The sequence below is a fragment of the Maccoyibacter intestinihominis genome (genome assembly GCF_040096355.1).
Taxonomy (GTDB): domain Bacteria; phylum Bacillota; class Clostridia; order Lachnospirales; family Lachnospiraceae; genus Maccoyibacter; species Maccoyibacter intestinihominis.
The window spans coordinates 24,618-38,177 of record NZ_JBBMEX010000017.1; the positions used below are offsets into that span (position 1 = coordinate 24,618).

Consider the following 13,560-nt stretch of genomic DNA (forward strand, 5'->3'; position numbering starts at 1 on the left):
ACTTGCCCGCCGTAAATCTTTAAATTATGCTTTGATTTTTCCAGAAAATATTTTACTTACTTTGTTTTTCATGAGTATGAATACAATTTTACTTGTTTCCGTATCTGCGAAAACTCTTATAAATAAAAGGCAGTAAGGCTATTGCCATCACTGTATACATTACCATTACAAGTGGAATTTGTCGAAATACACAATTCCCAATCTGATAAATAAGTGGGACTTTTACACTTGCCTGTACATTTGTCAAAATTGTTGGTATCAAATTGAAAAGCGTTGTATACCCAGAAAGTGCCCGTCCTATAAATAGCAATAAGCAATATAAAAAGAACAGAATGCAAACAGCGACACTAATTGTATGCATTTTAGCCGCTACTAACATAGACACTACAGCCGCCAGCATACTGGCTATAAATCCACATACAACTGTCAACAAATAGTATTGTCCATATGACATAATGTAAATACTATATGCCTGATACATTTGATAAGGTGTATTCATACCACTGGTTCCCATAATTCCAAAACAAATCACACTAAGTAATATAATTCCCATACAATAAATCATAACTGTCGTAGCTATTCCTGCCAGTATTTTTGCTTTAACAGCTTTTGTACGTCCATACTTTGTAGAGAAAAATACTGCATCTGCTTTTGTCTGAAAATCATCTGCAAATATTCCAGCACAAATAAAACCAACTATGATTGCCAGAATAATAGAATACGTTTCTACATACATAATCATAGTATCCCATGAACTATAAGATTCGTATTCTACTGGTAATTTTATTTCATTATATTTCTTTTCCAAGTATTTTTGCTGTACAGAAGTCTTTCCATATTCTTCTGCCATCTTTTCCATATTTTTATGATAAGTGTCATAAAACTCTTGTATATTTTCTTCTGTAATTTGATTCAGAACACTTTCATCATATTCTGCATCCGGTGTTAATACCGATATTATAAAACTCCTAATATCATCTATCGGTTGTAATGTCGTTCCGTAAATCGCATTTTCTTCTTCTGAGGATTGTGTCACCGCATTTTTATTTTGTTCTATAACTTTTCCAAGTTCATCTTCTGTCAATGTACCTTTCCATGCTCGTCTGTTATCTGTAAGTTTTCTTGTTGCCATAATTCCAGTACTAGCATTTCCATTCTCATCCACATAGCGATTACTTGTAACTGCAAATCCGCTAAAAATGACAGCAAGTATCAATGCCAATCCGATTGCAAATACATTAATTTTCTTTGAAAAAATTCGTTTTAATTCTAATTTAAGCATCTTGTTTTTCCTCCGATTTTTCTCCAAAATAAAATAGAAATGCATCTTCCAGATTTTTTTCTACAGCCACAGCATCTTCTGTTGGCTTTTCTATTGAAATAATTCTAAGCTCTGCTCCGGTTTTTGTTGTTTTTATATTTCCAACCAAATATTCATTCATATATTTGTCTATCATACTTCTCGAAACATTACATTGCCATACCTTTTCTTTCATAGAAGATACTAAATCTTCCGCAGTACCTGCATAAAAAAGTTCTCCATCTTTCATTAACATAATGTTATTCGCAATGTACTCAATATCCGATACAATATGTGTAGACAAGAGCACCAAACGTTCTTCTGACAATTCACTAATTAAATTACGAAAACGTATTCTTTCATTCGGGTCTAATCCAGCGGTAGGTTCGTCCAAGACAAGAATTTGCGGATCGTTTAACATCGCCTGTGCTATTCCTACACGTCTAACCATTCCTCCAGACAAATTCTTCATTTTTCTTTTACTGAATTTTTCCATTCCTACTTGATTTAATAATTGCTTCACTTTTTTTCTGGCAAACGGCATTTTTAACCCTTTTATAGAAGAAATGTACATCATATAATCATATACGGTCAAATCTGGATAATATCCAAAATCCTGTGGTAAATATCCCAGAACTTCTCGGTATTCACCTCCTAGTTTCCATATATCTTTACCATTCCATAATATTTGTCCTTCTGATGGTTGAACAATCGTACAAAGCATACGCATTAATGTGGTCTTTCCTGCTCCATTTACTCCAAGCAGTCCATAAATTCCTTTTTCCATAACACAATTCACTTTATTAACAGCATTTACTTCTCCGTATTGTTTTGTTACATTTTTAAATTCTAATTTCATACGTGTAATCCTCCAAAATTTTTTCATCAAATACCAATGACTTCTGAACACAAAAAACAAAATATACAAAAGTCAATATCAGCATAGCCACCCATACCGGAGTTACAATTTTCTGATAAATAACATCATTTGCAACAAGCATCATCCATAAACCAACCCATACCAGACAGGAAAGCACTGCTATATATTCTGATTTTTCCCATCTGCTGTACAATACACGAAAACATATACAACATGAAACATTTACTGGAAGCAAAAAATTAACCGCCAAATCACTTAACGAGAGTATTGTTGTTTGATATGTAATTGCCAAAAACACCATAACGATCACCAGATCCACTACTCCAAACATTAACATTCTTGCTGTACAAATCTGACGCAGTGTGTAATAAGACGCCTGCTCAATTTCAATCGCACCATTTCTTCTGTTTTTCCAAATTTCCGGGACAATCAGAACCACAAATATGATGGCAGATATTCCCATAATCCTCATCATATCTTTTATGTCTGACGTATAATTACTCAACCATATCCATAGACACATAAGAATACAACCTTGTAAAATCCACCATCTTTTTTTTATGAATTTTGTCTGCTCATACAAAAATTCAAAATAAGATGTTCTATGCGATTGTTTCGATAAAATTGACTCTGACAGAATATTCTGACATGCTTTTACTGTTCTGTTTTCTGCTTCAATCATTACATATTTTTTTTCAATCTCCTCTTTATATTCCTTTATTTGTTGCTTATATTTCATCATAGTTTTTCACCTCCAACTCTTTCATCAAAAGTTCTTTTGCTCTTCCAATTCGATATTTTACAAGCGAAAGTTTTATGTGAAGTAATTCTGCAATTTCTCTTTGTTTCAATTCTTGAAAAAAATATAAAACTGCCGTTTCTCTAATTTCTTCCGGTAACTTTCTCACTGCCTGTTCAATAGTTAATCGGACTCCTAGCTCTTCTACATGATTTTTACTACTGTACTCTGATTTTAGCAGTTCCTCTGATGGAATATCTTTTTTCTTTTTGTAATAATTTTTAACGGTATTTCCAGCAATTGTATAAAGATAATTCTTAACTTTTCCATATTCTTTATATCTATATAAATTGGAAAAGAAACGTGTAAACACTTCTTGTGTCAAATCCTCTGCCTCATATGGATCATTGATATGTAGCAAACAATATTGATATATACTTGAGTAATATTTTTTGACCAGTTTTTCACACGCATCTTCATCTCCTGCTCTTGCTAGATGTACTAACAAAGAATCAGTTTTGTATTCCATTCGCAAATTTGCCTCCCTCTGTTTTCTAAATAATATAACAATCCTACTATAAAAAAAGTTAGGATTTTCTTTTGTTTTTATTTATATTTTTCTAAATATTCTTCCAAACATAAATTTTCTTCTTTCATTATTTTAGCGACAGTCGTTCCAACATAACGGTAATGCCATGGTTCATTACTAATTCCTGTTATATCCGTTTTATCTTCCGGGTAACGTTTTACAAACCCATATTTATATGCATTTTCGTCTAACCATGGATATACTTTTTCAGAAGAACATTTGTCGGTATCCGCATTAATATCAACACTCAGTCCTAATTGGTGTTCGCTTGTATCGGGAATTGCAACATATTTCTCGGCTCTTTTTTTTGCTTCTTTCGCAGAATATCCTTGTTTTTCATATTCATTGATTTTCTCGTCCATAATTTTTTGTTGTAATTCTGGATAAATCCGTGAATCTACTTTTTTACCATTCGATAATTCTGTCAATTCTACTTGATAATTATTTGGAATATAATGATTTCGATTGACCAAAATAAGATTCCATTCACCCGAAGTGTCTGCAAAGGACTTTTCTGACTGCAAAATTTTCGGTAATGTTAATTCTCCAACCTGCACATCGATTTTTATTGTTCTCCACATTACAACGGTTATTATGATAGTCATTAAAAGAATGAATACACGTAAAATATTCTTTCTTCTGCGATTGCTGTATCTTCTTTTGTTCATTTTCTCTCCCACATTTTCATTATCAAAATATTTCTACTTTTAATATAATTAACAACCAAAACAACAAAAGAGTTAGTATCTAAACTTATTTATCAATAAAAAGTTTATTTTTTCTCAATTCCAACTCAATTTCCTCTCAATGCCTTTTTCCTCCGATTTTCGTATGCTTATCCCACAGCAGAGCAGTACCACACCGGTACGACCTGCTGAATCAATCAATACGAAAAAAGGAGGGGATAAACCATGCAGAACAATATCCGCAACACAAACCTGCGCTTTAATCTGGACAAAGAACAGCAGCGGAGAGCCTGGGAATATTTACAGACGATGGACAGGCAGGATTTTAAATCTTACAGTCAGGTAATCTCTCTTGCACTGGTAGATTATTTTGACCGCTACTACCGCACACAGGCTGATCCTTATCTGGAAACAAGAGAACGGGAAGAACTTTTTGTGAAACAGATTGTAGATGCAGTGGAAAACAGTCTGAAACAGGCATTGCCACTTTTTCTTTCCGGACTGACTGCAGGCATAGCGCAAAGGGAGCCCCAAATCAGGGCGTCCTTTCCAGCACCTGAAAATTCACAGCCAGATAGTGATGTAGACTGGGATTTTCTTGGAGAATAAACCCTTTTGATTGGAGGTGAACACATGACTGACTTTCTGACAGCAGACACCAACCTGCCATCTTATATGATGTTTCCCCGTTTCCTTCTGGACATGGAAATAAACGAAACTGCCAAAATGCTTTATATTATCCTGCTCGACCGGGCAAGGCTTTCCCAGAAAAATGAGGGCTGGTCAGATACAGATGGTCATGTGTTCATTTACTTTACGATTGAAGCACTGGCAGAAGTTCTCCACAAAAGCCAGATGACTGTTAAAACTGCTCTGGCAGTACTGGAAAAACAGGAGCTTATCTTCCGAAAACGGCAGGGACCCGGACAGCCTAATCGGATTTATGTAAAACTCCCAAAAGAAACCATCCACTATACAGACAGATTTCTTTCCCTAAGACAGACAGAAAACTGTCCTATTGACAGACAGGATTCTTTCCCTGATACAGACAGAAAACTGTCTGGTAATAAGAAAGAGATAAAAAAGAACAATTTAGCAATAAGAGGGAGTAAGGATCCACTCTCACCCTATGGAAAATTTCAAAATGTTTTTCTGTCAGAGAAAGAGCTGGAAAATATCCGGCAGACAATCCCTGACTGGAAGGATTATATTGAACGCTTATCCGGTTATATGGCTTCTACCGGAAAGCAATATCAGAACCACGCAGCTACCATCATCAGTTGGGCAAGACAGGATCATCCTGCTTCCCGGCAACGAAATTACGAAAGTGAGGAATACGAAACATTATGACAAAATTTATAGAAAAAGCAACCGCTATAACACCAAGCAGAGAGCTTCAGCCTGATGAATATTTTAACGAAACAGACCACCTGATCTACTGTTCCAAATGTAATACGCCAAGACAATGCCGGCATGAATTACAGGGAAAGGTTCTTATTCCTTCCATCCGCTGTAAATGCCAGCAGGAAATCTTTGAGCAGGAAGAAGCCCAGAGAAAACTTCATGAAAAACAAATGGAAATAGAGCATCTTAAAACCAGCGGCTTACAGGACAAAGCACTCTATGACTACACTTTTGCCAGGGATAACGGCATCAATCCAGAAATAAAACTGGCACACAATTATGTAAGCAACTGGGAAGAGATGAAAGCAAACGCTTCCGGACTTCTCATCTGGGGTGATGTCGGTACTGGAAAATCTTTTTTTGCAGGCTGCATTGCCAATGCCCTTCTGGAAAAAGGCGTTCCTGTACTGATGACCAACTTTTCCCGGATTCTGAATACCCTTACCGGAATGCATTTTGAAGACAGAAACCAGTTCATCAACAGCTTAAACCGTTACAGTCTTCTGATTATTGATGATCTCGGAATTGAGCGGAACTCTGACTTTGCACTGGAACAGGTATTCAATGTGATAGACAGTCGTTACCGCAGTAAAAAGCCCCTGATCATAACGACTAATCTCACTTTATCAGAGCTGAATAACGCCGCTGATATCGCACACAAACGAATTTATGACCGTATTCTGGAGAGATGTATTCCTGTCCGTATCAATAACCGGAATATTCGTCAGGACAATGCAACAGCTAATTTAAAACAAGCGAAAAAAATCCTGTTGAACAATCATGCTCCGAACCAGAATTGACTCAAAGAAGTATAACGCAATGATTATTTTTCACTGACAGTGGTACTACTATCTTTCCTTATTTTTCACCAAGAACATGCCACTGTCAGTTATCTAAAACCATAGTACCAAACCAAAAGATTTTAAAACCAAAACTGCCCGGATACGGGCATAAAAAGGAGGTGCCAGATATGGCAGATAAAAGAATCATGACACCGGAAGAAAAAGCACTTTTACAGGCAAGACACCGCCAGGAAGAAGCCGAAGCAAGAAATCGCAAAAAAGAACGTGATGCCAGAACACACCGATTAGTCCAGGAAGGAGCCATTCTGGAAAGTATTGTTCCCCATATTAAAGAAATGGATTTAGATTCCCTGAAACGGGAGCTGATGATCCGACTACAGGGAATGTAAACGCACAAGTTCTACTCCCGAAGGGCGCACTTACTCACCACCTGATAAATCAGGCAGTGGTATCCCCTTCGGGGCTCGTGCGCTCTGCCGAGGGCTTTATCCGCTGTTGCAGGCAACATCGAAAGGAGGTGCCAGATATGGCAATTTATCATATGCAAGCCAAAGTCGTCAGCCGTGGTTCCGGTCGGTCTGCTGTTGCTGCTTCTGCTTATATGAGCTGTAGCCGCATGTACAATGATTATGACGGCATCCAGCATGACTATACCAGAAAGCATGGGCTGATCTATCAGGAGGTGATGCTTCCTCCAATGGCTCCATTGGAATGGAATGACCGGGAACAACTCTGGAATGCTGTGGAAGAAACCGAAAAGACCAAAGACAGCCGACTTGCAAGAGAATTTGTTGTCGCACTCCCCGTTGAGTTGGATAAAGACAGCAATATTTCTCTTCTTCAAGATTTTATTAAAAAGAATTTTGTAGATATGGGAATGTGTGCTGATTTTGCCATTCACGATACAGATGGTCACAATCCCCATGCACACATTCTTCTTACTGTCCGACCACTAAATGAAAATGGAACATGGCAGTATAAAACCGAAAAAGAATATCTCTGTATCAAAGATGGGGAAGAAAAAGGATTTACTGCTTCTGAATTTAAAGCAGCCCAAAAACAGGGATGGGAAAAGCAATATCGCTATAAAGTTGGGAAAAAGAAAGAATATCTGACTTCCTCTGTTGCACAAGAAAAAGGATATAAACGGATTGATAAACACCCCAAGAGCAGCCGATATGGCAGACAGAATCCTATTTCCGAACAATGGAACAGTGATGAACAACTCCATATCTGGAGAGCAAACTGGGCAGATGCCGTAAATAAAATGCTTGCACGTAATCAGATAAATGCTACCATTGATCACCGCAGCTTTGCAGATCAGGGAATCACCGAACAGCCAACCATCCATGAAGGCTACATTGCCCAGAATATGGAAAAGAAAGGCATGATAGCAGACCGCTGTGAAATCAACCGTCAGATTCGTGCGGATAACAAAATGCTCCGAGAATTAAAAGCAAAGGTAGCAAAACTGGCTGAAGCTGTAGAAAAGTCTATTCCAATAATAGCTGAAACGTTAGAAGCGATCCGCAATCATATGATTTTTACACAGTATCATTTACTTCATAATAAGATGCAAAAAGAAGTAATTCATGATTGGATGAATCATTTTAATCCAATACTGAATAAATACAACACAGTTAAAAAGAAACTCAAAGCTAAAGTTACGGAACGGAAAGAACTGAATGTACAAAAGGATAAAACCAGTATTTTGAATCCCATCCAGCATATAAAATTAAATCAGCAGCTTACCACTATTACCGAAGAAATCGAAGAACTGAAAGCAAGGAAAGAGCAGCTAATCTTCCAGGCAGAATGCTCTACCGATAAAGATATGATGAATCTATCCAAGAAATACGACCAGATGAATAACAATCTTGATATCCTAGATTCTCAGGACATCTCGCTCAAAAAACAGCTTGAAAAAGATGCTGCCGCTTTCCGGGAAGAAAAATTTCGTCCTGAACCTGAACAGTATACAGAATTGCTGGACACCAGAATCCATATACGTCCTGATTTCCGGGATAAGCTGATCGAGCAGCTCAAAGGTACTTTCGGTAAATATTATGACTATCACCGACGTGATATTGCAGCCAATAAGGTGGATTATCTCAATGTGGAAGATCCTGATGTTTTTTCCCATCGTGCCTGGGAACTTGAATATCAGAGGAAACAGGAGATGCGGCGAAATCAGCCTGTTCGATCTAAGAAAAGGTCACATGATATGGAATTATAATTTCCTTTAAAAAGAGGCGCATGGATCAGCAAATCCATACGCCTAATTTATATATTGTTATTATTCATTACGAATTCTTTCAACTACACTTTCCTGACTCATCTTTTTAAACTGATACTTTGGAATCGCATATGCAATTCCACTTAATATCGGAACCATAAGCAGGCACGGCACGATTGTAAGATGCAGTTGAAAGCAAAATGCCGTAGCAAACGTATTTGATAAAATCTTTTCTGCACCAAACACAACCAGTACGATTGCAATAACAAATGCACCTCCCAAATATATGAATCCTTCTGCAATCAGCATTTTTGATATCTGCTTTTTCGTCATTCCTACAACCTCCAAAAGTGCCAGCTCCTTTTTCCTGCTAATCACAGAAGTTGTTGTTGTATTAAAGAAATTCATAATACCTATAAAAGCTAAAATAACAACAAGGAAACCACCGATCATATAATATTTTCCGACAAACCGCCTAAAGCTCGCCTTCATATCCAATACAGAAGAAACATTTATCATATCATTTTCTTTCAAAACATTTTTATCAATGTATTCTTTTACTTGCTTATCCTCTCCCTTCTTGGCATCAATAGCAGCATACATTGCTGATTGATTTCCTGTCTGGGTGATATACTCTTCCTCTGGGACCATTACTGTAATATAAACAGTATCTGCATACGGATAATCCAGGGAATATGGCATCATAGCTTCTCCGATCACCCCATAATCTTTCTGCTTTCCGTTTCCGTACTCCATTTTAAAAGTTTCGCCAGACTGATAATAAGAAACTGGTTCTTCTGTATATTTATCACTATAGTCCACAATCACATAATCCCCACTTTTAAACGTATCCCAGGAACATTTTTCCCCTTTCCATTCTAACATATCAAACACCGCTTCACTAATTCCGAGGAAATGAACCTTTACAGTATTATCCGCTTTTGTTTCCTCCCAGATTTGTTTTTCATAATCTGTCCAGTTTTCTTTGTTTTTTTCTGCCAATGTCTCCCACGTTTTCATAAGTGCCGGCTCCATCTTGTGGGTTTCCTCAGAATAATACACATATCCTGTCTTAGCACTATCAGGACATTCGTCCAGAATCTCTTTGATTTCAGGTGTAATACCGTTGAAATTCGTATTTAACAAACTTCCCGTCATCTGATCCAGTTGAAAATCGGAAGCTAAAAGCACTTTTCGGTAAGAATCAAAATCATATCCCTGCACCAGCATCACGATACAGTTGACAACCACCATAGAAAGAGCGATAGAAAGCATAACAATCAATCCCTTTTTCCAATTTCGTAACACATTTTGAACTGCCATCCCCCACCAGGTTACAGAAGTATTCTTTTTTATTTTCCTATGTGACTGCTCTCCTTCTGCCAAACGCAGAGCTTCCACAGGCGAAACTCTTTCCACCATTTTACAAGCCTGCAGACTGGAGAGATACACCGTTAAAAGTGTCAAAAGCGCTGCTGCAAGAAAAATCAAAGGATTTGCTGATACTACTGTCTGAGCAGTCTGTCCTGCCTGTGCACTAATTTCAGCATCTGCTGTCAAGGACGGAGCCATACAAAGACCTGCAAGATAACCACAAAGCAATCCGATTGGAATACCAATAGCTGATAATCTCCACGCCTGCATACGTACAACTTTTTTCAACTGCTTTCCCGTTGTTCCCACATTCTTTAACAATCCGTAAACCCGGATATCCGTTTTCACAGAAATGTTAAAGATATTATAAATAATCAGGTATCCAGCTAATATAACAAATAGAATCATTATAATTAAGGATGAAAATGAAAATGAATCTTCTTCAAAGAGATTATATGCCGGATTGACTTCCATTCCTGTCCCTGCTTTCGTAAATCCCGCTGCTTTGGATATCTTTTCCGTTTTCTTTTCCAGATTCCAAAGGTTCTTGTACCAGACAGAATACTCTTTCCCTCCATTGTAGATGCCATTTTCTAATTCTTCCTGCGTAACGGGATAACGATTCTCCTTTGCATAGGCTTCGGATACCCAGACCATCTGACCTAAAACAGCTTTATCCCCCTGCCAGAATCCACATATCTGAAACGTATCTGTCTTATATTGTTTCAGCATGGGATTTACTTCCCAGGTCAGCGTTACTTCTTCCCCAATCTTTGGTGTAACACCCAGAGATTCCAATATCGTGCTGCTAAGTGCTACTTCATTTTCTTTCTCCGGCAGTCTTCCTGTAGTTGGCAGACAATTAAAACTTTCTGCCATATTTTCATCTGCATATCGGACCTCTACGGAAAATCCAAACCGCTCGTCCATTCCAGCTCCCAGAAAAATACCGGAACCATATCGCTTAACATCTTCACTCTGTTCGATTGTTTGCTGCAATCGCTTTGCATCTTCTTCTGACAGATTCTGTGCAATAGCATGAGCAGAATCCATAAACTGCTTAATTTCTGTTGCTCTTTTAGAAAGAATCATAGATACACTTCCCACAAAGAGACTTGTGAATAAAAGGGAAGTCAGCATGATTGCAATAACAGCAATAACATTCCTGGCGCGATTCATTTTCATAAAACGCCTTGTTAATAATCGTAACGTCTCTTTATTCTCTACTTTTACCATAAAATCGCCCCCTGCTATACCAGACCACTGTCTGAAACAATTTTTCCATCTTCTATCTGTAAAATCCGGTCTGCCATCTGGGCAATCTCTTCATTATGGGTAATCATAACGATGGTTTGGTGAAAACGCTTACTGGTTACTTTCAGAAGCCCTAATACATCCTGACTTGTTTTCGAATCCAAATTTCCGGTCGGTTCGTCAGCGAGCAAAATGGCAGGTTTTGCAGCTAAAGCCCTTGCAATTGCCACTCTCTGCTGCTGTCCACCGGATAGGGCACTTGGCAGATTTTCCAATTTTGTCCGAATACCAAGTGTATCAATGATTTCATCTACATATTTCTTTTCAATCTTTTTTCCATCCAGCTTCACAGGAAGAATAATATTTTCCCATACATTCAGCATCGGAACTAAGTTATACTGTTGAAATACGAAACCAATATTCCTGCGTCGGAAAATGGTAAGCTCTTCATCTGTCATATGGCTTAAGTTCTGTCCATCCACAATTACCTGCCCAGATGTTGGATTATCTAATCCTCCAATGATATGAAGCATCGTAGACTTTCCGCTCCCGGAAGTTCCAACAATCGCTACAAACTCCCCCTTTTCCACTTCTAAATTTACACCATCAATGGCTTTGACTTCTGTTTCTCCTTGTCCATATATTTTTTGTAAATCTACCGCTTTTAATATATTCATGTCTTCCTCCCTGTCTTATATTTTAAAAAAGCCTGTATTGCTCTTTACAATACAGACTTTATCATAACAATGTCTCCATCTGGTTTCTGAAATATCACAGTTTTGATACTATTCCTTTTTTGATATCGGGAGAAACACAGAAAAGATAGAGCCCTTTTCTCTCTCTGATGTCACTTTTATATACCCCTTTTGTGCCTGAATAATCTCTCTTGTAAGGAATAAGCCAATTCCTACTCCTGGCTGGTCTGCCACTGACAGACTCCGATAAAACCTTCCAAATATCTTTGGTATTTCTTCTTTTTCTATTCCAATGCCATCATCAATGATATCAATCTTTACAAAAAAAGAATACTGCTCAGCTTTTACCTGAACATTTCCCCCACATGCTGTGTATTTAATCGCATTATCTACAATATTTCCGAGTGCCTCCTCGGTCCATTTTGGATCACATAGAACATGCAAATCCGTGTCACATAGGCTCAGAGTAATATTCTTCTCCCTTGCTTTCACGTTAAACTGCTGCTGTATGGATTCAAGCATCTGTGTAATAGTAGTATCCTCCGAATGTACTGCGATAATTCCACTCTCCATCCGTGATAATTTGACCAATGATTGTATCAGGAAATCTAATTTCTCTGTCTGCTCCAAAATGGTATCTATCTCCTCCTGATTTTCATGATTCGTTTCAGAGAGTATTTCACCATAAATTTTCAAATTTGAAATAGGAGTCAAAGTCTGATGCGCAATGTCGGAAATAAGTTTCTGTATCACTTCTTTTTGTTCCTGTTGGTTCTTTCTTGCCAGAAAGCTACTGTCTAAATGTTGTTTCATACTGTTTTCAAGAGCAGAATACTTTTCTTCTGATATTTCTGTCCGTTCCAGTTCTCCATCTATGGCACAATCCAGCATTTGCTGCAGCCGGTTCAAAAGCTTTTTTTCTTTCTGATAAAAAATGCTATGCCAGAAGATTCCACTCAAAACAAATATTCCTACAATCAATATAATTATTTCTATCATCCATTCACCGCCCAGGTATAACCAATTCCATAGACTGTCTTGATATATTCAGGCTTCTGCGTATCATCTTCTAATTTGTCTCTGAGACGTTTAACTGCAACAGTCAGAGCATGAGCATCCACAAACTCTGTATCTCCTTGCCATACCTCATCAATCAGGTATTCTCGCTTCACTACTTTTCCTCTGTTTTCGCACAGCACTTTCAAGAGTTTTTGTTCTGTCTTGCTCAGTTCAATAAGTTCTCCATTTTTGAAAAATTCCATTTTGCCGAAATATATTTCTAACTTTCCCTATTTTACAGACATTCCAGCCCATTCATTAGTGAAATGATATGTATTTTCCCTTATTTTTGCCCTTATGAGATAATCGTAAGGGAAATAAGGGAAAGTTTTATTTAGTCGTTGCCTGCCACTTTATCAAGTAACTTTGCGGATTCCCGCTTGGCTTTTCTTGTGGAATGGGCGTAGACATTCATTGTGGTACTGACATCTGAGTGTCCTAACAGTTCCTGTACATCTTTCGGAGCTGCTCCATTTGCCAGAAGGTTGCTTGTGTAGGTGTGTCGCAACTGGTGAAAATGAAATCCTTCAAATCCATCCAG

14 protein-coding genes and 1 pseudogene are annotated in these 13,560 nt (G+C 37.7%); 5 read left to right on the forward strand and 10 right to left on the reverse strand.

Annotation, left to right across the window (positions count from 1 at the left end):
* Positions 1–88: 88 nt before the first annotated feature.
* The 5 genes and pseudogenes from WMO43_RS13325 to WMO43_RS13345 form a co-directional block, all read right to left on the reverse strand.
* Complete coding sequence (locus tag WMO43_RS13325; protein WP_353531516.1) at positions 89–1,282, reverse strand: ABC-2 family transporter permease; 1,194 nt, start codon at positions 1,280–1,282, stop codon at positions 89–91.
* Positions 1,275–2,159 (reverse strand): ABC transporter ATP-binding protein, encoded by an 885-nt coding sequence (locus tag WMO43_RS13330; RefSeq protein WP_005338319.1) that lies wholly within the window; start codon positions 2,157–2,159, stop codon positions 1,275–1,277. Before WMO43_RS13330 ends, WMO43_RS13325 begins: the two co-directional genes overlap by 8 nt.
* Entirely contained in the window at positions 2,143–2,922 is a 780-nt protein-coding gene (locus WMO43_RS13335; protein WP_353531517.1) for a hypothetical protein, read from the reverse strand. The genes WMO43_RS13330 and WMO43_RS13335 overlap by 17 nt, the downstream gene beginning before the upstream one ends.
* Positions 2,909–3,448 (reverse strand): RNA polymerase sigma factor, encoded by a 540-nt coding sequence (locus WMO43_RS13340; protein WP_353531518.1) that lies wholly within the window; start codon positions 3,446–3,448, stop codon positions 2,909–2,911. The genes WMO43_RS13335 and WMO43_RS13340 overlap by 14 nt, the downstream gene beginning before the upstream one ends.
* Before the next feature lie 77 nt (positions 3,449–3,525).
* Positions 3,526–4,162, reverse strand: a pseudogene (locus WMO43_RS13345) (M15 family metallopeptidase).
* A gap of 257 nt (positions 4,163–4,419) precedes the next feature.
* Between WMO43_RS13345 and WMO43_RS13350 the strand changes: the two are divergent.
* The 5 genes from WMO43_RS13350 (at position 4,420) to mobQ (ending at position 8,637) form a co-directional block, all read left to right on the forward strand.
* Positions 4,420–4,803: an adenylate cyclase gene (locus WMO43_RS13350; RefSeq protein WP_117855392.1), complete on the forward strand. Its 384-nt coding sequence runs from the start codon at positions 4,420–4,422 to the stop codon at positions 4,801–4,803.
* Between the two features lie 24 nt (positions 4,804–4,827).
* The gene (locus WMO43_RS13355) at positions 4,828–5,544 is read left to right on the forward strand and encodes a replication initiator protein A (RefSeq protein ID WP_118091841.1); all 717 of its coding nucleotides are present in this window, start codon (positions 4,828–4,830) and stop codon (positions 5,542–5,544) included.
* A complete protein-coding gene (locus WMO43_RS13360) occupies positions 5,541–6,398 on the forward strand; it encodes an ATP-binding protein (protein ID WP_353531520.1) in 858 nt (285 codons plus the stop codon). The genes WMO43_RS13355 and WMO43_RS13360 overlap by 4 nt, the downstream gene beginning before the upstream one ends.
* 170 nt (positions 6,399–6,568) lie before the next feature.
* Positions 6,569–6,790, forward strand: a complete 222-nt coding sequence (locus WMO43_RS13365; protein WP_353531521.1) for a DUF3847 domain-containing protein — start codon at positions 6,569–6,571, stop codon at positions 6,788–6,790.
* Between the two features lie 137 nt (positions 6,791–6,927).
* On the forward strand, positions 6,928–8,637 hold the full coding sequence (gene mobQ, locus WMO43_RS13370; protein WP_353531522.1) for a MobQ family relaxase: 1,710 nt from the start codon (positions 6,928–6,930) through the stop codon (positions 8,635–8,637).
* Between the two features lie 60 nt (positions 8,638–8,697).
* On the opposite strand, the gene WMO43_RS13375 is transcribed toward mobQ, so the two are convergent.
* From WMO43_RS13375 to WMO43_RS13395, 5 genes are all read right to left on the reverse strand, one after another.
* Positions 8,698–11,247, reverse strand: coding sequence for an ABC transporter permease (locus WMO43_RS13375; RefSeq protein ID WP_353531523.1), 2,550 nt, complete (start codon positions 11,245–11,247; stop codon positions 8,698–8,700).
* A 14-nt stretch (positions 11,248–11,261) separates the two neighbouring features.
* Entirely contained in the window at positions 11,262–11,942 is a 681-nt protein-coding gene (locus tag WMO43_RS13380) for an ABC transporter ATP-binding protein (RefSeq protein ID WP_118382267.1), read from the reverse strand.
* 108 nt (positions 11,943–12,050) lie between these two features.
* Entirely contained in the window at positions 12,051–12,959 is a 909-nt protein-coding gene (locus WMO43_RS13385) for a sensor histidine kinase (RefSeq protein ID WP_353531524.1), read from the reverse strand.
* Entirely contained in the window at positions 12,956–13,222 is a 267-nt protein-coding gene (locus WMO43_RS13390; RefSeq protein WP_434784190.1) for a winged helix-turn-helix domain-containing protein, read from the reverse strand. The genes WMO43_RS13385 and WMO43_RS13390 overlap by 4 nt, the downstream gene beginning before the upstream one ends.
* A 131-nt stretch (positions 13,223–13,353) precedes the next feature.
* On the reverse strand, positions 13,354–13,560 hold a 207-nt coding region (locus WMO43_RS13395), incomplete at its 5' end, for a tyrosine-type recombinase/integrase (protein WP_195492264.1).